Raw genomic sequence first — 21,762 nt, 5'->3', positions numbered from 1 at the left:
TTATGAGTAATTTATTTTCAGGATTAGAGCAATTTGGATTAGGTAAATTAAGCGAAATGGACATTTATGAGGAAGAAGCAGCGAAAAAAGCGAAAGCAGATAGCGCTGCAAATGAAGTACATGAAGTAAAAGAAACAGATTTACTTTTTGATAAGACACATGTATGTCCAGTATGTGATAATGAATTTAAATCAAAGACAATTCGTACAGGTAAAGTAAAATTAGTATCAGCAGATACTGATTTACGTCCAAGATACCAAGAAGTTGATTCTTTAAAATACGATGTCACAGTATGTCCACGTTGTGGTTATGCGTCAGTCAATCGTTTTTTCAATGCGATTACTTCTCCTCAAGCGAAATTAGTAAGAGAACAGATTTCCACTAATTTTAAAGGTTTAAAAGAAGAGGGAGATATCGTATCTTATGATGATGCTATTGCAAAACATAAGCTTGCCTTAGTTAATACCATTGTTAAGAGAGGAAAAACAAGTGAGAGAGCATATACTTGTTTAAAATTAGCATGGTTATTAAGAGGTAAGGCAGAAACTTTACCAGAAAATACTGAAAATATAGAACAAGTAAAAGCAGAACTTGCGAAAGAAGAACTTGAATTAATAACAAATTCTTTTGAGGGATTTTCAAATGCATTCTCAAAAGAAATGTTCCCAATGTGTGGAATGGATGAAATAACAGTAACTTACTTAGTAGCTGAATTAGCACGTCGTGCTGGAAATCATGATGAATCTGGTAGATGGGTATCAAGAGTACTTACTTCACGTAATGCTAATGAACGAATCAAAGAGAAAGCAAGAGAAATAAAAGCACTTCTTAACAGTGAAGAATAATATAATGATTCATTCACGATATTTTGTTTATGCAAGAGGAAGGAATATATGGGTATGAGTAACTCAAATAATTTAAAAATGTTTCCTCATTTTCAACACAAACATAAGAAGGAAAATGAGTTAGAGGTCTATATCGTATTGACACAAACTAGAACCTATTTTGCTAGGCTAATTAAATTATACACAAGAGAACCCTATGCACATGCTTCTATTGCATTTGATGCCGAATTATTAGAGATGTACAGCTTTGGAAGAAAAAGACCGAATAATCCTTTTATTACTGGATTCATTCAGGAAGAAATTGATCGTGGAGTATTTGGTAAATATGTTGAGACAGCATGTAGTGTTTACAGTCTTAAGGTAACCAAAGAGCAATATGAACGCATCAAACAAGAGGTTGAGATATTTAAGGAGAACAAAGAGAAATACTCCTATAATTTTCTTGGAATCTTAGGAGTTATGGTGAATATACCAGTTAATGATAAGAATCGTTATTTCTGTTCGCAGTTCATCGCTTACATATTAGAAAGAAGCGGTATTGATTTGTTCCATAAAAGTTATGGCTTAGTAAGGCCATTTGACATACGGATGTGTCCGAAATTAAAGAAGGTCTATAAGGGGAAGTTAATTAATTATAGAAACAGTAAGAGTAATCTATTAAGTGAACAGACCATATAGAAACAAGTTATTAAAGGAAGGATTTTAGAAACATAGGTTTCTTAGGTCCTTCCTTTCTTTCACGGAGATTTGGATTAGGGAGTGAAAAACCTTATTCTAGTTTACTGAGTGTATATCGCTGTATAATTATAAGTTTTGGCTACCTTTCCTTTAATAAAGTTTACAAAACAAACTTAACATATTTTTTACAAGCTTCAAAACAAGCAAAAAGTTTATGTATAAACTTTACTCACTTACGTTCCTATTTTTACTTTGAATCTTGACAAAATATAAACGTTACTTTCAGCCGGATTACGCCAAAATTTATAATTATACATCAATATACACAATGTAGGTTAAGAAAGGCTTTTCATAATCTAATCCTTATGTATTTAGAAGAGGAGAAGCAATGATCATAAAAGAAATAGAGAATGATTTATATATAGAAGAAATAGAAGACTTTGATTTGGGACAAACCTTAGAATGTGGACAATGTTTTCGATTTGAAAAGTTACTGGATAACGAATATATCATTGTTGCTATGAATAAACTTCTAAGAGTGAAACAAGTTCAGAAGAACGTGATTCTTTATAATACATCGTTATCAGATTACAAGAATATATGGGAAAAATATTTTGATTTTAATAATGATTATAAAAAGATAAAAGAATGGTTATTATTAAAAGATAATAAACTAGAAGATGCAATCACTTCGAAATATGGTGTAAGATTATTAAACCAAGATTTTTTTGAGATATTAATTACCTTTATCATATCTCAAAATAAACAAATTCCTCATATCAAGCACATTGTAAATCAACTATCAGAGCAGTATGGTTCAAAGATTGGTGAATATAATGGAAAAAGTTATTATAGTTTTCCAACAGTAGAATCTTTGGGGAAGCTTAGTGAAGTGGAATTTCGTGAATTGAAAGTAGGATTTCGTGCACCATATCTTGTGGATGCTTGTAAGAAAGTAATAGATGGAAGTGTAACTAATGAATTAATCGCTACTAAAAATAATGAGGATGCGTTAAAAATATTGCTTCAGATCAAAGGTGTAGGGACCAAAGTAGCTCATTGTGTTATGCTCTTTGGGTTATCTAGAAGAGATTCATTTCCAATTGATGTATGGATTAAGAGAATAATGGAAAATATTTATTATAAGAAGGAAACAAGTAAAGAGGAAATACAAACGTTTGCAAAAGAGCATTTTGGCGAATATGGGGGGTATGCACAACAATATTTATTCTATTATGCGAGAGATAATAAAATAATTGATTATGAGTAATATGAATTTTTAAACTCGGAATCTGAGTTTCAAAGTTTAGGATATTATCAAAGAACATAAATAGTATTATTTATAACTAATATAATGAAAAAATATGATAAAGTGAGTATTAGTGAGATAAAATGAGTATATATTAGAATGAATAATATAAACAAGGATATATGACTATATTGTAAACTATATATAGTTGCATAATAAATGCAAATTTACTAATATATATCTATCAGTTAGCACTCGAATAGAGTGAGTGCTAATAATTAAATAAAAGGCAATTATAAGGAGGAAATATAATGAAGTTAGTACCTTTAGGAGACAAAGTAGTATTAAAACAATTAGTTGCAGAAGAGACAACTAAATCAGGAATCGTTTTACCAGGTCAAGCAAAAGAAAAACCTCAACAAGCAGAAGTAATTGCGGTTGGACCAGGTGGAGTTGTAGATGGTAAAGAAGTAACAATGCAAGTAAAAGTTGGAGATAAAGTAATCTACTCCAAATATGCTGGAACAGAAGTAAAACTAGAAGATGAAGAATTCATGGTTGTAAAACAAAATGATATCGTAGCAATTGTAGAAGACTAATTCGTATATTGAAAGATTTAGATTGTTTATTACTTAGAAGTTATAACGATTGATAGAAAAGTTTAAATAGGATAGATTAATAGGAGGAAGTAAAGATGGCAAAAGAAATCAAATATGGTGCAGAAGCTAGAAAAGCACTTGAAGCAGGTGTTAATCAATTAGCAAATACAGTTAGAGTAACTTTAGGACCAAAAGGAAGAAACGTTGTACTTGATAAATCATTTGGCGCTCCATTAATTACAAACGATGGTGTTACAATTGCTAAAGAAATTGAGTTAGAAGATAAATTTGAAAATATGGGTGCACAACTTGTAAAAGAAGTAGCAACAAAGACAAACGATGTTGCTGGTGATGGTACAACAACTGCAACTGTATTAGCTCAAGCAATGATTAATGAAGGTATCAAGAACTTAGCTGCTGGTGCTAATCCAATTATCTTAAGAAAAGGTATGAGAAAAGCTACTGAAGTTGCTGTTGAAGCAATTGCATCTATGAGTTCAAAGATTAATGGTAAAGATCAAATCGCTAAGGTAGCTGCTATCTCAGCTGGTGACGAAACAGTTGGTCAATTAGTAGCTGATGCGATGGAAAAAGTATCAAATGATGGTGTTATTACAATCGAAGAATCTAAGACTATGAAGACAGAATTAGATCTAGTAGAAGGTATGCAATTTGACCGTGGATATATCTCAGCATACATGGCAACAGATATGGATAAGATGGAAGCTAACCTTGAGAATCCATACATCCTTATTACAGATAAGAAGATTTCTAACATTCAAGAAATTCTTCCAATTCTTGAGCAAATCGTTCAATCTGGTTCTAAATTATTAATCGTTGCAGAAGATGTTGAAGGTGAAGCATTATCTACATTAGTTATTAACAAATTAAGAGGAACTTTCTCTGTAGTTGCTGTTAAAGCACCAGGATATGGTGATAGAAGAAAAGCAATGCTTGAAGATCTTGCTATCTTAACTGGTGGTACTGTAATCTCAGAAGAATTAGGATATGAATTAAAAGAAGCTACTATGGATCTTCTTGGACGCGCCAAATCAGTTAAAGTTCAAAAAGAAAATACAATCATCGTTGACGGTGAAGGTGATAAAGAAGCAATTAGTTCAAGAATTAACCAAATCAAAGCACAAATTGAAGAAACAACTTCTGATTTTGATAGAGAAAAATTACAAGAAAGACTTGCTAAACTTGCAGGCGGAGTTGCAGTCATCCGTGTAGGTGCTGCTACTGAAACAGAAATGCAAGAAATTAAACTTCGTATGGAAGATGCACTAGCAGCTACAAGAGCAGCTGTTGAAGAAGGTATTATCTCAGGTGGTGGATCAGCATATATTCACGCATCAAAAGAAGTAGAAAAATTAGCAGCTTCCTTAGAAGGTGACGAAAAAACTGGTGCTAATATCATCTTAAAAGCATTAGAAGCACCATTATTCCACATCTCTGCGAATGCAGGACTTGAAGGTTCTGTAATCATTAGCAAAGTAAAAGAACAAAAACCAGGATATGGTTTCGATGCATTAAAAGAGGAATACGTAGACATGGTTGCTTCTGGTATCCTAGATCCAGCTAAAGTAACAAGAAGTGCTCTTCAAAATGCAACAAGTGTAGCATCTACATTATTAACAACAGAATCTGTAGTTGCAACAATCAAAGAAGATATTCCAGCTATGCCAGCAGGTGCAGGCGGAATGGGTATGATGTAATTCATTACTAAGCAATAGTTATAAAATAAATTTTGCAAAATTTAATTATATAGATTAGAAAATAGCTATAACCAATTTATGATGATTAATTCAAGTAGGAATTATATGTCTTTCTTATGAATTAATGAATGGTTATAGCTTTTTTCTTATGCAAATATTATTTCAAATATAAGTTGATATACAGTGGATGAATAATAATTTAAACAAATTGTTAAAATTATATAAATTGCATGAATTTGGTCAAACCCCCTTTCATTCTAAGGTTCAATTTAGTATAATTAGGATAAATATGCGTTTATATAATAGAAGTATATGGGGCATTAAAAATTTAGGAGGACAAAAGGTATGAACGAACTATATGCTGAAGCTAGCGTAAAAAGAAAAGAAACCATGGGAAGTTATCTTGCGCGATTTGGATTAATATTTATTGCCGTAGCATCTGTTATGTTGTCATTTGTAGCATCATTTTTAATGATATTTGCAGTAGCTATCATTGCAGTCATCATTTTTTATTTCCCAAGGTTAAATGTAGAATATGAATATGTATTTTGCGATGGTCAGTTAGATTTTGATAAGATTATGGGGAACTCAAGAAGAAAAACAAAACTACGCATTGATATGGAACAAGTAACGATTGCAGCACCAATAGGATCACACGAATTAGATCAATATACACATATACAGAATATAAAAGTTCGTGATTTCTCATCAGGTGATTCTAGTGTAAAACCTTATGTAATCATGATGCAAGTAGGCAATCAGATGACTAAGATTCTATTTGAGCCATCCGAGAAGATGATTGCTTGTATGAAACAAAAAGCTCCTAGAAAAGTTATAACATATTAAGCCAAAAAGGTTTTCGCGTTAAGTGAGAACCTTTTTTTGTTCGCTAAACATGGTTGCGCGATTATTTTCGAGTTGTAATCCTTTATTTCAACACCAATAATGAAGACATTCATATAATATAACAGGGTAATTTTATGCCGCAAAATTATAAAAGGAAGTGGAATATATGGGATATAATAATAGTCAACATAGGCAACAAACAGTTAATTGGCCAGCATATGAACTAGGTGGTCAACAAAGATGTGAAAATAATGTGCAAGAAAGAGTTCATGAGCATGTTCATGAGCTTGTTGGATCGGTTCTGATAGCAGAAGTGCAAACAGACCCTCATAATCATAGATTTGCTGCAGTAACAGGAGAAGCAATACAATGTGGTGAAGATCATTATCATGAAGTGAAGTTTAGAACAGATTATTACGAGGGCCACTATCATACTTTTTGTGGAAGATCTTCTGGAGCAATACAAGTAGGCGACAGACACATTCATTTTATAAAAAACTTTACTTCAATTAATGATGAACATAATCATAAATTCAGAGCGGCAACATTAATTAATGACCCTATTAGCGAGAATTGTGAAGGATAAGATTACATCCAAAATGGTGGTAACTTACGTGAGTATCAAGTTAGTATATCTAAGTGTGGCCTTCTATAGTATAGAAAATTAACTTTTTAGTTGACAATCGATAACAGATTCGTTATCCTATTAGGTATATCAAAAAACAATAAACATTAAGATGAAAGTGAGGATATTTAAAATGGGAGCTATTATCGGAGATGGCATTACATTTGACGATGTATTATTAGTACCTGCCTATTCAGAAATCATACCAAATCAAGTAGATTTATCCACATATTTAACGAAGAAAATTAAGTTAAATATTCCTATGATGAGTGCGGGTATGGACACTGTAACAGAACACAGAATGGCAATCGCAATGGCAAGACAAGGTGGAATTGGGGTTATTCATAAGAATATGTCAATTGCAGCTCAAGCAGAAGAGGTTGATAAAGTAAAACGTTCTGAGAATGGTGTTATAACAGATCCATTTTATTTATCACCAGAACATACATTAGAAGATGCGAATAACCTAATGGCTAAATTCCGTATCTCTGGTGTTCCAATTACAGAGGGTAAGAAATTAGTTGGTATTATTACGAATCGTGATTTAAAGTTTGAAACTGACTTTAGTAGAAAGATTAAAGATTGTATGACATCAGATGGTCTAATTACTGCACAAGTTGGAATTACTTTAAGTGAAGCAAAAGAGATCCTTGCAAAAGCTAGAAAAGAAAAATTACCAATCGTTGATAGTGAAGGTAACTTATCTGGATTAATTACAATTAAAGATATTGAAAAGCAAATCAAGTATCCGTTATCAGCAAAAGATTCACAAGGAAGATTACTTTGTGCAGCAGCTGTAGGGATTACAAACAACATCATGGAAAGAGTAGATGCTCTAGTAAAAGCAAAAGTAGATGCAATTGTTATTGACTCTGCACATGGTCATTCTGCAAATGTAATGAATACTGTAAGATCTGTAAAAGAAAAATATCCTGAACTACAAGTAATCGCTGGTAATGTTGCAACGAAAGAAGCAACAAAAGCATTAATTGAAGCAGGAGTAGATGCAGTAAAAGTTGGTATTGGACCTGGTTCTATCTGTACAACAAGAATCGTTGCAGGTATTGGTGTACCTCAAGTAACAGCAATCATGGATTGTTATGAAGCAGCAAAAGAGTATGGAGTACCAATCATCGCAGATGGTGGTATTAAATATTCAGGAGATATGACAAAAGCAATCGCAGCAGGTGCTAACCTTTGTATGATGGGTAGTATCTTTGCAGGTTGTGATGAAAGCCCAGGAACATTTGAATTATTCCAAGGTAGAAAATATAAAGTATATCGTGGAATGGGATCCATCGCAGCTATGGAAAATGGTAGTAAGGATAGATATTTCCAATCAGATGCTAAAAAACTAGTGCCAGAAGGCGTTGAAGGTCGTGTGGCTTATAAAGGAACAGTAGAAGATACTGTATTCCAACTAGTTGGTGGATTACGTTCTGGTATGGGTTACTGTGGAGCTCAGACAGTTGAAACTCTTAAGACAACTGGTAAGTTTGTTAAGATTTCAGCTGCATCATTAAGAGAAAGTCATCCTCATGATATTCATATTACAAAAGAAGCTCCTAACTATAGCGTAGAAGAGTAACATCGAATAGTTAAAAGGGAATTAAGCCTCGTGCCAATTTTCTTGGCGCTATTATAAATATAATTAGAAAAGTCGCTAGTATTTATAAAATGCTAGTGATTTTTCTATTTTCATGGCGAGTTGGGGGGAGTTTACGTTGTGCCAAAAAGGATTGTAATAAGGCATTATGATATTACAGGTAAGATCTGTCTGAAATATTTTGTTAAAAATGAGATACCAGGATTAAGTTTAAGTACTAAGTAATGTCATTTGTTAACAATTATTAAATATTAATTTATTATTAGCACGATTTCAAGATAGATAGAATTTAATAGATTGGTGGTTGACACTAGGACAGTATATATGGTAAAATATGTAAAGCGCTTAAGGAGTACAGATAATTATGCAAAACTCATATCGGGTAGTGTTAAACTATTAACGCAAAGTGATTCAAATAATTTATATACAATACAAATTTCTGCTGCATATGGTCATACAGTACTTTCACTTGGTTCTCCATCGGTAAGTTATTCTTATCCTACATCTGTTTCAGTAAGTATAACATTCTCATATCAAGTACAGGATTTATATAATTCAACAAGAACCTATAAATATGATGGTACAAGTATGTAGTATTATAAAAGAAAATAATCTAAGAGAGCGACGGACATATATGGATGCACCTTATTTTTATATTTCTATACTTGCAATAATTGTATTAAATTGCAATTTTGCTATTATGAAATTTCAAGAAAAGAAAAATTATAATATATTTATATTTTCAATAATTAGTATGATTTGTGAAATGATAATTTTCATGTCTATAATTCAAATTTGTAGTAAATAAAATGATTAATATTTATAAGTATGATTTATGTTTTAAGAAAATATTTATATTCTTAGAAAGAATAATTTTATAGGGCTTTTAAAAAGACATGTTAGAAACACCATTTATTTTATTAAAGTGTTTTTAACATGTCTTTTATTTTATAAGAACAGATGTAAGAGAAGTTTTTTACTATACATTGACATCATTTATATAAATCAGTTGTGATTAAGGTTAATGTTTATACAGCTTATTGAAAAATACTATTAATAACTTGTTATTGATAAAATATTATTAATAACCTTGACTGTGATAATGTAATATGATAATATTACAATAAATTTTAAACTCGTGAGGGAGTAGTTTGCGTAGGATTTACGTGACAAGTCAACATACTGACTGAATAGTCTGGCTTGTCTTAATAAACGAGACTCATGTATAGCTATTATTGGCCATACATAGTCTTTTTTTGTGCTCGTGTATTGCAGTAATGCTATACACGATTTTTTAATTTTTGGTACCAATGAATATATTTATAGGAGGAACATGTTGTGAAGGAGTTTATGGAAACTCAAGATGCCTTGATGAATAAGTTTAACACGGATATATCACAAGGGTTAACGAGTGAACAAGCATCTTTAAACCAAGCAGAGTACGGCAAGAATACGTTAACGAGGGAGAAACCTGAGTCATTAGTAAAACGAATTCTTGGAGCTGCCAGTGAACCAATGATTTTAATGCTAGTAATGGCAGGAATTATTGCTTTGGTGGTAAACATTATTCGAGGAACTACTGGTGGAGAGGCAGATTACCTAGAATGTGTAGGTATCTTTACTGCAATTTCACTTTCAGTCATTATCACTGTTGTAATGGAGGGGAAAAGCGCAAAGGCCTTTGAAGCTCTTTCAAAAATAAGTGATGATACTTTAATTAAAGTTCTTCGCAATGGCGATACGATTATGACAAGTCAAAAAGATATCGTTGTAGGAGATATCTTACTTTTATCAACTGGAGATAGGATTCCAGCAGATGGTAGACTGATAGAAAGTATAGGACTTAACGTAGATGAATCTGCATTAACAGGAGAAAGTATTCCTGCAAAGAAAGATGCGAATGTAATCATAACGGATGAGAAAACACCATTAGCAGAAAGAAGTAATATGCTTTATTCTGGTAATTTTATTACAAGTGGTTATTGTAAGATGATGGTTACAGCGGTTGGGGATGATACGGAATTTGGTAAGATTGCATCAGAACTTACTCATACAGATGATTCCACCACACCATTACAAGAAAAGTTAGCAAGATTAGGAAAGACAATCACCATACTAGGTATTATTGCAGCATCAATTGTATTTGTAACAGAAGTGATATCTTTTGCTATGTCAGGCGGGTTAGTACTTGAAGAAGTTTTAAATGCATTTGTTACTAGTATTGTTCTTATTGTTGCAGCAGTACCAGAAGGCCTACCAACAATTGTTGCAGTGTCACTTTCCATTAACATTATCAAACTATCACGTCAAAATGCGTTAGTTAAAAAGATGATTGCATCAGAAACAGTTGGATGTATTAATGTAATCTGTTCTGATAAGACAGGAACGCTTACTGAGAACAAGATGACAGTTGCTAATTTTTATGATGATACTTGGCATGAAAAGGCGTCCGACTTATCATCTGAATGGTTGATTCATAATATTTGTTTAAATACAACAGCGGATATTTCAAAAGAAGGTACTTTCATTGGGAATCCTACAGAATGTGCAATGCTCAATTTTTATGAAGCATCTAGTATATGTAAGAAAACTGGAAAATCATACAAAGATGAGAGACAGGATCATGATGTAGTACAAGCATTTCCATTCTCATCTGAATTAAAACATATGACTACAATAAGTAAAGTGGATGGAAAGATTATATCTTATGTAAAAGGTAGTCCAGAATGTGTCATTGCCATGTGTGATATTGCAGATGCAAAGAAAAAAGAAGTGGAAGACTATATAAACAAAGCACAAGAAAAAGCCATGCGTGTGATTGCTTTTGCTCATAAAGAATTAGAAGCCATTAGAGATTATGAGGATGAACTGCATCATGCAGAGATGGAGAAAGACATGGTATTTGATGGTTTTGTTACTATCTCAGATCCATTACGTAAAGATGTCTATGAAGCGGTTAAGAATTGTCGTATTGCAGGAATCGATCTAAAGATTCTAACTGGAGATAATATTGTAACAGCAACTGCTATTGCTAGTGAACTTCATATACTAGAAGAAGGACATATTGCAGTGGAAGCAAAGGACATTATTGATTTATCGGATGAAGATTTATTAAACATATTACCTAAAATTAGCGTAATAGCAAGAAGTACTCCTACAATTAAGATGAGAGTCGTTAAGTTATTAAAAAGAGAAGGAAATGTTGTTGCCGTAACAGGTGATGGTATCAATGATGCTCCAGCTCTAAAGAATGCCGATGTTGGTATTGCTATGGGTATATCGGGTACTGAAGTATCAAAAGAAGCAAGTGACATTGTGCTTCTTGATGATTCCTTCTCTACGATAGTAAAAGCAATTGTATGGGGACGGGGTATCTACGAGAACTTTAAACGTTTTATTCAATTTCAGTTAACCGTAAATATAGCCTCTGTAATTGTAGTGTTTACGTCCATTATTTTAGGCTTTAAGGCACCGTTTACAGCGTTACAACTTTTATGGATAAATATTATTATGGATGGTCCTCCAGCGCTTACGTTAGGATTAGAACCAATTTATGATGATCTAATGAGTAGACCACCAACAAAACGTAGCGACAATATTGTATCCAAAGGTATGTTAGTAAGAATCGGAGTAACTGGTCTATTTATATCCGTAGTATTTTTATGTCAGTATAGTTTCAACTATTTAGGGGCAACGAAAGAACAGGTACCAACGGTATTATTTACTTTGTTTACATTGTTCCAATTATTTAATGCATTTAATTGTCGTGAACTTCATTCGGTAAGTATATTTAAGCATTTATTTAAGAATAAAATTATGTTGTTGGTTATCTCTATTACTTTTTTACTTCAAATCTTAATTATACAATTTGCAGGAGCTTTCTTTGGAACAATCCCATTGGATTTATCAATGTGGTTGAAGATATTTGGTGTAACATTTAGTGTTGTCATATTATCTGAACTTGTGAAGCTGGTATATCGAAGGATAAAAGAATAAAAGAATTAATAAAATTGTTTTTATGATAGTTTTCATGGAAGTATTCAAAAGAAAATGAATTATATAGGTATTTTATATACATTCCGCTGAAAAAAAGATATAATGGATATAGTATTAGATACTATAAACTAAAAATAACACAATTAAGGCATACAGAAATAGTCAGTAGAATAATTCAGTGACCTGAATAAAATGTGAGAATACCATGAGAAAAAATAAAAAGAAAAGATTATCTAGAAAACAATTTTATAGAAAAAAGAGAATAAAGGCTATTATCAAACTTAGTTTTGTTATGCTAATCATCGTAACGATTCTAAGTTTTGGTTTCACTGGTTCTTTTTATATATTAGATTTTATTGGATTTGAAGGTGCAAAGAATGTGGACTCTATTGATATCAAGAAGATGTACCTAACTCCAAATGAATATTCTAGACCACAGACAAAACTAAAGAGGGTAAAAGGAATTGTAGTTCACTATACTGCGAATCCAGGGACAACTGCAGAGGATAATAGAAACTATTTTGAGGGACTCTCTGAAAGTCATGTGACCTATGCGAGTAGCCATTTTGTGATAGGTATCAAAGGGGAGATAGTACAATGTCTTCCGCTTAATGAGATGTCCTATGCCTCAAATAGCCGTAACGATGATACAATATCCATTGAATGCTGTCATCAGGACGCATCAGGGAAATTTACGAAAGAAACTTATGATTCTTTAGTTAATTTAACTGCTTGGTTGTGTAATAAATATCACGTACCAAAAAAGAATGTAATAAGGCATTATGATATTACAGGTAAGATTTGTCCAAAATATTTTGTTGATCATGAGGATGCCTGGATTAAGTTTAAGAATGAAGTATTTACGAAGTAAATATAAATTGAAAAGTATAAAAAATGAGGAGTTATGACTTGTGTCATAGCTCTTTTTGTCTCTAGATAGAATGGATTATAGTAATTTCATATTAGGTGTTATATAATAAATTTCAGATTTACCATATTATGAGAATCTGTACTTAATGCTGGGAAAATAAAAATGCTAATATGTAATGATGTTGATGTCAAAAGCCTACATCATGTAATTAAAATACATAATGCGATTTAAGGTTATCAAGTATAACCTAAGTAAAAAGGAGTAATGTTTATGGTGACAATAGGAATTGATTTAGGAACAACCAACAGTTTAGTAGCATATTGGACGGAGAATGGACCTCAAATAATACCAAATGTGCTAGGGTCTAATCTAACACCATCGGTTGTTAGCGTTGATGATAATAATGATATTTTAGTAGGAGAAGTTGCAAGAGAACGACTGATAACACATCCGCATTTAACAGCTTCGGTGTTTAAGCGATATATGGGGACGGAAAAAGAATATCATTTGGGTAAATATTCATTTTCAGCAGAGGAGCTTTCCTCCTTTGTAATAAAATCACTAAAAGAGGATGCAGAAGCTTTTTTCGGAGAGGAAGTAAGAGAAGCAGTAATCAGTGTTCCGGCATATTTTAATGATGTTCAGCGAAAAGCTACCAAAAGAGCTGCTGAGCTAGCAGGACTAAAAGTAGAACGTTTAATTAGTGAGCCTACAGCTGCTGCAATTGCTTACGGATTACATCAGAAAGAGTCAGAGACTAGCTTTATGGTATTTGACTTAGGCGGTGGTACTTTTGATGTGTCTATTCTTGAGTTATTTGAAGGGGTAATGGAGGTTCGATCCATTGCAGGAGATAATTTTCTTGGCGGAGAGGATTTTACCAATGCACTAATTTCATATTTTGTAGAGAGTAAAAACATAGAAGTTGGCTCAATAAATGAAATGGAAAAATCAATTTTATATAAACAAGCAGAGATGTGTAAACGTGCACTAGCGAACGAAGGTAAAGGAAGAATGGAGATTACGCTAAAGGGAGAATCATACGATGTAAGTATTGATCGAATACTTTTTGAGAAGATCGTCAGTGATCTACTTATTAGATTGCGTCATCCGATTGAGCGAGCGTTAAGGGATGCCTCACTTAAGCCAAAAGATTTAGATGCTGTTATTCTAATTGGGGGAGCAACAAGAATGCCAATTATCAAATCAGTTGTAAGTAAGATGTTTGGTAAGTTACCTTTCTGTAATATCAATCCTGATGAAGCAGTTGCATTAGGAGCTGCCATTCAAGTAGCTTTAAAAGAAAGAAATGAAGCGCTAAGTGAACTTATATTAACAGATGTCTGCCCATATACGCTAGGTACAGGAGTAGCAAAGTCAGTAGGCGAGAAAAAATATGAATCTGGATTCTTTTTTCCAATCATTGAACGTAACACTCCAATACCTGTAAGTAAAGTTGAAAGGTTAGCTACTATATCAGATAATCAAATACATATTAATATTGGTGTGTATCAAGGAGAGAGTCGAATGGTTAAAGATAATCTGAAATTAGGAGAATTAAATATTGAGGTTCCACCGAACAAAGCAGGAGAAGAGCAGTTTGATGTACGTTACACTTATGATATTAATGGGATTCTAGAAGTTGAAGTTCATTCCTTAAGTAATGGTGAGAGGAAGCGTTTGGTTATTGAAAAAAATAAAGGGAGCATGACAAAGGAAGAAATTGAAGAAAGATTATATGCTCTAAAAGATATAAAGATTCATCCAAGAGATCGTATGGAGAATAAATTGTTAATTGCTAAGGGCGAGCGTCTATATCAAGAGTCTCTAGGTGAGAAAAGAGAATACATAGGAAGTTTGTTACAAGGTTTTGAGCATGTGATGTCTCTTCAAGATGATAGAGAGATTAGACATGCTGCTAAAAAACTCAAGGAACAACTAGAGAAGCTAGAGGGGTGGTATGATTATTAATGAATATCTGGGATATACTTGAAATTGAACAGACTGCTGATAGAGCAATAATAAAGAAAGCTTACGCTAGAAAATTAAAAATATATCATCCAGAGGACGATCCAGAAGGATTTCAAAAACTAAGAGAAGCATACGATAGAGCTTTAAAGTATGCGAAAATCAATGCCCAAAGAATAGAGAGTTACGTAGAAGATAATAAATTACATAATAAGAATTACTTTGAAAATGAGATTCAAAATGAAGATAAAAGCAACGTAGAAAAATGTAGAATAACAATAGTAAATAGATTAGAGTATAGTTTAGATGAAGATGAGTATGATGAAGATGAGTTTGACGAAGATGAGTATGATGAAGATGAGTATGATGAGGATGAGTATGATGAGGATGGGTTTGATGAGGATGAATATGATGAAGATGAATATGATGAACTTGAATATGATGAAGATGAGTTAATTAGGCACCGCTTAAATTTTATATTGGATTATCCACATGAACAACCAGTTGAAGAACAAACTGACGAACAGAAAGTGAATTATTTTATAAGAAAACTGCGAAATCTATATCAGGATACCTTAAGACGATTCGATGAGAAGAATTGGGAGGAACTATTGCAAGATGATATACTAGAGGATCTTAATTGCAAATTAATCCTTCAGGATTTAATTTTAACATTTTTAAAAGAACACCCATCTTTACCAAGAAATATATGGAGAAAGTTAGCTGAGATATTCTATTGGAAGGAAGAAGAACGATTCCTTGCTAAGAAAGGTTTGAGTAGATATATTTTTAAACAACTGAGCAATGACCCACTTCCAAGGTATACTTATTTTGAGGGAAATACAGATAGTGATTGCATAGAGTATTTGGAATACAGAGATAAAATAGTAATTTCATTATTAACCTATCATTATTATAAAGCGAATGAGTATATTGAATTAGCCCAAAAGATGAACAAAAAGGACCCAGACTTATTATGTCTAATAGGTGCATACTACTTAAAAACAAAACAAAATAAGAAAGTAAAAGCTGTATTCTTAGAAGCAATTAAGCTTAACCCATATGACTGGGAGACGTACTTATATCAAGCACAAATTATGTATGAGAATAAAGGATATCAAGAAGCTGTATTTATTTGCAATCAAATTGATGATGCACTTATGAAATACGAAGTGCGTACATTAAAAGGAAAATGTTATGCTAAAATGACATCTTGGAGAAAAGCTATTGATATACTTAAACAGAATATGGAGATTAATCCATGCGATGAAGAGATAAAAAAATTCCTAATTGACACAGCGCATGATATAAAGATATATCTGAAATCTCATCCACATAAATTTAAATATCGAAAAATGATAAAAGAGATATATTGTATTACGAATCAAACTGAGAAATTAAAAGAAGTAAAACTTGATAAAGAGGATAAGAAAAAAATAATAGATAGGTTATTCGTGATATGTAGTATCCTATATTTTATTAGATTACTATTTGTAGATCCTATAAGGGCAGCATTCTTCTTTTCCTTATTTATGCTTCTATTAGTAATTCGGGTGATACAAAGTATAATTACTTATCAATTTAGGAAAAATAAATCATGATATAAAAGATAAGTCAAAATGTAAAAAGACATGTTAGAACACTATTTACTTAGCGCTTCTAACATGTCTTTTTATTCTAATAAAAGTATTATGCTATAAAGATAACGTAATATCCTTATTAATCGGTTCATACAGACGATAAGTAACTCCAGAAGCATCTAACATTCTCTTAGAAGCTCTTACGGAATCTGTTTCAGAGTATTTATCACACATATAGATAATTTCTTTAATCCCTTTTTGAATCAAAGCTTTGGTACATTCATTACATGGAAATAATGTAGTATAAATCTTGGCATCATGCATTGCAGTACCTGTGTAGTTAAGGATTGCATTCATTTCTGCGTGGCAGACATAAAAATACTTGGTGTCATAAGGAGAGCCTTCTCTATTCCAAGGAAAATCATCATCGGAGCAACCGATTGGCATCCCGTTATAACCAACGGATAGAATCTTGTTGTCCTGACTTACGATACAAGCTCCAACGCTAGTACTAGGATCTTTACTTCTCTCTGTTGATAATAATGCAATACCCATAAAATATTCATCCCATTTTAAATAATCGGGTTTCTTCATATAGTGTCATCCTTTCTTATTATCTATTATTACATTTGTAAAATTGCGATTGACATACCGCAGTACTTTATAACATCGGTACGACGAATCTCTATATAATTCATAGAACGTAATTAGTTATTAGTATCTTATCATGATACACAGAACCTGTAAAGCATTCAAATAATTATGAAATGATTCGAGGGTCAAAAGCCTTATTTTAGTTTATTGAGTGTATATCGCTGTATAATTATGAATTTTGGCTACCTTTCCCCGGGGTTCATATTTTTTACAAGCCTCAGAATAAGCAACAAGTTTATATATAAACTTTACTCACTTACGTTCCTATTTTTACTTTGAGTCTTGACAAAATATAAACGATACTTTCGGGCGGACTACGCCATAATTAATAATTATACATCAATATACACAATATAGGTTAAGAAAGGCTTTTGACTCTCGAATCATGAAGTATCGTCATAAAATATATAAAATGAATAGTTTCTCATTATTTAGCAGATAATGATTGAGACATATATATAAGAAAGATAATATTCCTACTTTAGATGGAAATATTAAACTTTACACAAACTTTACAATTGAAAAATATAGTATTAACACATTTCCTGTATTTTAGTATTGTAAACAAAAAATGTTATAAAAACTTATTTAAGAAATTTATTTTGAGAATTTAACGCATCAATAAAGTTGATGCAATCTAGGCGAAACTAGGAGGAAAGATTAGATGAAATTAAAAAAAGTATTAGCAACAATGTTAGTTGGTGTTATGGCAGTAGCATTTGTCGGATGTGGTTCAAAAAATACTGGTGATAAAAAAGCAGACACAAATACAAAAACAGAAGCAACAGATAATGGAGCATCAAGTACAGCATTAAAAGGAACTGTTGTTATAACAGGCTCAACATCAGTAGATAAGATCATAACTGATATGAGTGACGAATTCCAAGCATTGAATCCAGATGTTAAAATTAACTATACTGGTACAGGATCAAGCGCTGGTATTTCAGATTCAGCGGCAGGTTCTAATACACTTGGAGTTTCTTCAAGAGATTTAAAGGATGAAGAGAAATCAGACAAAATTCATACTGATATCTTTGCTTATGATGGTATTGCAATTGCAGTTAATCCAGCAAATACAGTAAAAGATATTACATTAGAAAATCTAGCAAAAATATATAGCGGACAAATCACAAATTGGAAAGACCTTGGCGGAAAAGATGCACCAATCGTAGTTGTATCAAGAGAAGGTAGTTCAGGAACAAGAGATGCATTTGAAGAATTAACAAAACTTGAAGATGCTGGTGGATTAGTAGAAAGTGCAACAGTAGTAGAAGGTAATGGTAATGCTCAGACAACAGTTGCTGGTAATGAAAATGCAATTGGATATGTATCATTCTCTTATATTGATAAAACAGTAAAAGAACTTACCTTAGATGGTGTAGAACCAACTGCTGAAAAGGCAAAATCAGGTGAATATAAATTATCAAGACCATTCTTATTCGTGTACAATGACGATACTGTAACACCAGAAGCAAAAGCATTTATTGAATATGCTAAGAGCGCTGATGGTCAAGCATTTGTTGAAAAACACGGCGGAATTAAATTAGATTAATATAGGTGGATAGGACATGACAAATAACATAAAAGAAGAAAATAATAATTCATCTATCATGATGAAACCAAATAAAACAAGAGATATCATAGAGAAAATAGTAGAAACAATATTCTTTCTTTGTGCTATGGTCAGTGTCGTAAGTGTAATTGCTATTATCGTATTTGTTTTCTACAAAGGGGTTGCCCCTTTTGTGGGAAACAATGCATATAGCTTTTTTGACTTTATATCAGGTGTTAAGTGGGATCCTAATCACAATGAATATGGAGTATTCTACATGATTGTAGCCTCTATATTAGCAACTATTGGTGCAATAATCATCGGTGTTCCAATCGGACTACTAACTGCAGTATTTATTGCAGAGATAGCACCAAAGAGCTTAGTGAATATAGTAAAACCAGGAGTTGAGCTATTAGCAGGTATTCCATCTGTCATCTATGGAGCATTTGGATTAGGGGTAATTGTTCCTCTTATTAATAAAATATCTCCAGAACCACAAGGTCAATCGCTATTAGCGGTAATATGCGTATTAACAATTATGATACTACCTACAATTATCTCATTATCAGAAGCTACATTGAAAGCAGTACCAAATTCTTATAGAGAAGCTTCTTTAGGACTTGGTGCATCCAAGACTCAGACAATATTCCGTGCAGTAATTCCAGCAGCTAAGTCTGGAATTTTATCAGCAACCGTACTTGGTATAGGTAGAGCGATTGGTGAGACAATGGCAGTTATGATGATAGCTGGTAATCCAATAGGTGGAATTCCAATGAGTATATGGGATAAAGTACGTCCACTTACAACGAACATAGCAATGGAAATGAGTTATGCCTCAGGAAGACATCAGGAGATGCTTTTTGCTACAGGTGTAATTTTATTTGCGTTTATCATGATTGTAAATATTACATTGATTAAGATAACAAGTAAGGCAGGTGAAAAATAATGAATTCTAGAAAATTAAAAGATAGTATTTTACAAGGCTTGATTTATTTTTCAGCAGCATTTACGATATTCATATTAACAGTTATTATCGGATTTATATTATATAAAGGGGTACCAGGAATTAACCTTCACTTTTTGACAAGACAATGGGAAGAGAAAACAACTTTTGTTCGAGTTGATAAGGTAGCTGAACCTAAAGATTCAGATAAAGAAGGATATGTTAGTTCTCTAGACATTACCTTAAAGAAAGATAAAGAAGGTAATCTATATATTAGCAAGATTGGTTCTGATTCAAGTTTAGATAGTGCAGTTGATATGCTAGGTCAAAGCTTTAAGGTGAAGTCAGATGATAAATTATCCAAAGTAGATTCAAATGATTTATCAGAACTTAGTGTAGCAGACGCAGTAAAAATGATTAATCAGAGTCAAGATAACATGAGATTAAAGATTACAAGACCAGGTGGCGGAATAGTTCCAATGCTTGTATCAACTATATATATTATATTGCTATCTCTTGTTATAGCTGCTCCAATTGGTATCTTATCGGCAATCTATCTTAATGAATATGCAAAACCAGGTAAGATATTAAATGCAATTCGATTTGCAATTCAAAATCTAGCAGGAATTCCTTCTATCATCTATGGTTTATTTGGTATGTTAATATTTGTTCAATACTTTGGGATGGGATATTCCATATTAGCTGGTGCACTTACATTGAGTATTATTCTATTACCTACAATCATATCGACAACGGAAGAAGCACTAAAGGCAATTCCTCAGACCTATCGTGAGTCATCTTTAGGTTTAGGTGCTACCAAATTGCAAACGAACTATAAGATTATTCTACCAAATGCACTTCCAGGTATCTTAGTAGCTATCATCTTAAGTATCGGTAGAATTGTTGGTGAGTCAGCTGCTCTTATGTTAACTGCCGGTACAGTTGCTCAGATTCCTACCGCAATCACTGGTAATGAAGCAGGTGCTGCAACGCTTACAATAAAATTATATATGTTAATGAAGGAGGAGGGCGACATAGCTACGGCATGCTCAATCGCTATCATACTTCTTGCATTAATTATAGTTTTAAACATAACTTCTAAAGTTATTACAAGAAGATTCCTTAAGAAACAAGGTATTTAATTAGATTAAATACCGATTTGAAAACGAAGAAATATCAGCCGGGCGGCTAGGTAATGTAAATCTTAAGCAATAAGAACATAAAATCGAAAGAAAGACAAAGGTAGAGGTGGTACAGTGAGCAACGAAGTATCTAAATTTTCCGTACAAGAATTAGATTTATACTATAGCAATTTTCAAGCTTTAAAAAAGATAAATATGGAGATTCAAGAAAAAGAGATAACTGCATTTATTGGTCCTTCCGGTTGTGGAAAGTCAACTTTTTTAAAAACAATCAATCGTATGAATGATTTAGTAGAAGGAGTAAAAGTTGATGGAAAGATCTATCTTGATGGTGTTGATATCTACAAAGATATTGATGTAATTAAATTAAGATCAAGGGTTGGTATGGTATTTCAACAACCGAATCCATTTCCAATGAGTATCTATGATAATGTAGCTTATGGTCCAAGAATCCATGGGATTAAAAAGAAAAGCGTATTAGATGAGATTGTTGAAAAAAGCTTAAGGCAAGCAGCTATCTGGGATGAAGTAAAAGATAAGCTAAAGAAAAGTGCAAGAGCTGTGTCTGGTGGACAACAACAAAGAATCTGTATCGCTCGTACGTTAGCAGTAGAACCAGAAGTAATCCTTATGGATGAGCCTACATCAGCACTAGATCCAATTTCAACACTTAAAATTGAAGATCTTGCAGTTGAATTAAAAGAACAATATACTATAATAATAGTAACACATAATATGCAACAAGCGAGTAGAATATCAGATAAAACAGCATTTTTCTTAACTGGAGAAGTTATTGAATACGGTAAAACAGAACAAATCTTTAATACTCCAAAGAATAAAAAGACAGAAGATTATATCACTGGTAGATTTGGTTGATATAATAGCTATCC

The 21,762-nt window shown here is 32.5% G+C and carries 18 protein-coding genes; 17 read left to right on the top strand and 1 reads right to left on the bottom strand.

The features are described from left to right. Positions 1-2: 2 nt before the first annotated feature. From bsdtb5_RS18230 to bsdtb5_RS18170, 13 genes are all read left to right on the top strand, one after another. Entirely contained in the window at positions 3-845 is an 843-nt protein-coding gene (locus bsdtb5_RS18230; protein ID WP_271713391.1) for a DUF2225 domain-containing protein, read from the top strand. Between the two features lie 48 nt (positions 846-893). Next, complete coding sequence (locus bsdtb5_RS18225; protein ID WP_271713390.1) at positions 894-1,523, top strand: hypothetical protein; 630 nt, start codon at positions 894-896, stop codon at positions 1,521-1,523. Positions 1,524-1,911: 388 nt separating this feature from the next. After that, a complete protein-coding gene (locus bsdtb5_RS18220) occupies positions 1,912-2,793 on the top strand; it encodes a DNA-3-methyladenine glycosylase family protein (protein ID WP_271713389.1) in 882 nt (293 codons plus the stop codon). A gap of 290 nt (positions 2,794-3,083) precedes the next feature. After that, positions 3,084-3,371 carry a co-chaperone GroES gene (locus bsdtb5_RS18215; RefSeq protein WP_271713388.1) on the top strand — a complete coding sequence of 96 codons (288 nt, stop codon included), beginning with the start codon at positions 3,084-3,086 and terminating at the stop codon, positions 3,369-3,371. Between the two features lie 95 nt (positions 3,372-3,466). Next, complete coding sequence (gene groL / locus bsdtb5_RS18210; protein WP_271713387.1) at positions 3,467-5,089, top strand: chaperonin GroEL; 1,623 nt, start codon at positions 3,467-3,469, stop codon at positions 5,087-5,089. A gap of 345 nt (positions 5,090-5,434) precedes the next feature. Then, positions 5,435-5,935, top strand: coding sequence for a DUF6106 family protein (locus tag bsdtb5_RS18205; protein WP_271713386.1), 501 nt, complete (start codon positions 5,435-5,437; stop codon positions 5,933-5,935). A 166-nt stretch (positions 5,936-6,101) separates the two neighbouring features. Next, entirely contained in the window at positions 6,102-6,521 is a 420-nt protein-coding gene (locus bsdtb5_RS18200) for a YmaF family protein (RefSeq protein ID WP_271713385.1), read from the top strand. Between the two features lie 172 nt (positions 6,522-6,693). Next, the gene (gene guaB / locus bsdtb5_RS18195) at positions 6,694-8,148 is read left to right on the top strand and encodes an IMP dehydrogenase (protein WP_271713384.1); all 1,455 of its coding nucleotides are present in this window, start codon (positions 6,694-6,696) and stop codon (positions 8,146-8,148) included. 342 nt (positions 8,149-8,490) lie between these two features. Then, on the top strand, positions 8,491-8,760 hold the full coding sequence (locus bsdtb5_RS18190) for a hypothetical protein (protein WP_271713383.1): 270 nt from the start codon (positions 8,491-8,493) through the stop codon (positions 8,758-8,760). 744 nt (positions 8,761-9,504) lie between these two features. After that, positions 9,505-12,162 (top strand): calcium-translocating P-type ATPase, PMCA-type, encoded by a 2,658-nt coding sequence (locus bsdtb5_RS18185; protein WP_271713382.1) that lies wholly within the window; start codon positions 9,505-9,507, stop codon positions 12,160-12,162. Positions 12,163-12,367: 205 nt separating this feature from the next. After that, positions 12,368-13,033, top strand: a complete 666-nt coding sequence (locus bsdtb5_RS18180) for a peptidoglycan recognition protein family protein (protein ID WP_271713381.1) — start codon at positions 12,368-12,370, stop codon at positions 13,031-13,033. 270 nt (positions 13,034-13,303) lie between these two features. Then, complete coding sequence (locus tag bsdtb5_RS18175; RefSeq protein ID WP_271713380.1) at positions 13,304-15,004, top strand: molecular chaperone HscC; 1,701 nt, start codon at positions 13,304-13,306, stop codon at positions 15,002-15,004. After that, a complete protein-coding gene (locus bsdtb5_RS18170; RefSeq protein WP_271713379.1) occupies positions 15,004-16,602 on the top strand; it encodes a J domain-containing protein in 1,599 nt (532 codons plus the stop codon). The genes bsdtb5_RS18175 and bsdtb5_RS18170 overlap by 1 nt, the downstream gene beginning before the upstream one ends. Before the next feature lie 93 nt (positions 16,603-16,695). On the opposite strand, the gene bsdtb5_RS18165 is transcribed toward bsdtb5_RS18170, so the two are convergent. Next, positions 16,696-17,175: a deoxycytidylate deaminase gene (locus bsdtb5_RS18165; RefSeq protein WP_271713378.1), complete on the bottom strand. Its 480-nt coding sequence runs from the start codon at positions 17,173-17,175 to the stop codon at positions 16,696-16,698. A 724-nt stretch (positions 17,176-17,899) separates the two neighbouring features. On the opposite strand from bsdtb5_RS18165, the gene bsdtb5_RS18160 reads away from it, so the two are divergent. The 4 genes from bsdtb5_RS18160 to pstB all read left to right on the top strand — a co-directional run bounded on the left by bsdtb5_RS18160 (position 17,900) and on the right by pstB (position 21,748). Next, the gene (locus tag bsdtb5_RS18160) at positions 17,900-18,787 is read left to right on the top strand and encodes a phosphate ABC transporter substrate-binding protein (protein ID WP_271713377.1); all 888 of its coding nucleotides are present in this window, start codon (positions 17,900-17,902) and stop codon (positions 18,785-18,787) included. 16 nt (positions 18,788-18,803) lie between these two features. Continuing rightward, positions 18,804-19,733 (top strand): phosphate ABC transporter permease subunit PstC, encoded by a 930-nt coding sequence (pstC, locus tag bsdtb5_RS18155; RefSeq protein WP_271713376.1) that lies wholly within the window; start codon positions 18,804-18,806, stop codon positions 19,731-19,733. Beyond that, positions 19,733-20,872, top strand: a complete 1,140-nt coding sequence (pstA, locus tag bsdtb5_RS18150; protein WP_271713375.1) for a phosphate ABC transporter permease PstA — start codon at positions 19,733-19,735, stop codon at positions 20,870-20,872. The genes pstC and pstA overlap by 1 nt, the downstream gene beginning before the upstream one ends. A gap of 114 nt (positions 20,873-20,986) precedes the next feature. Further along, positions 20,987-21,748: a phosphate ABC transporter ATP-binding protein PstB gene (pstB, locus tag bsdtb5_RS18145; protein WP_271713374.1), complete on the top strand. Its 762-nt coding sequence runs from the start codon at positions 20,987-20,989 to the stop codon at positions 21,746-21,748. The last annotated feature ends 14 nt before the right edge of the window (positions 21,749-21,762 follow it).

It is taken from the genome of Anaeromicropila herbilytica (assembly GCF_016591975.1).
GTDB classification, from domain to species: Bacteria; Bacillota; Clostridia; order Lachnospirales; family Lachnospiraceae; genus Anaeromicropila; species Anaeromicropila herbilytica.
This window is presented reverse-complemented; position numbering and strand designations above follow the sequence as displayed.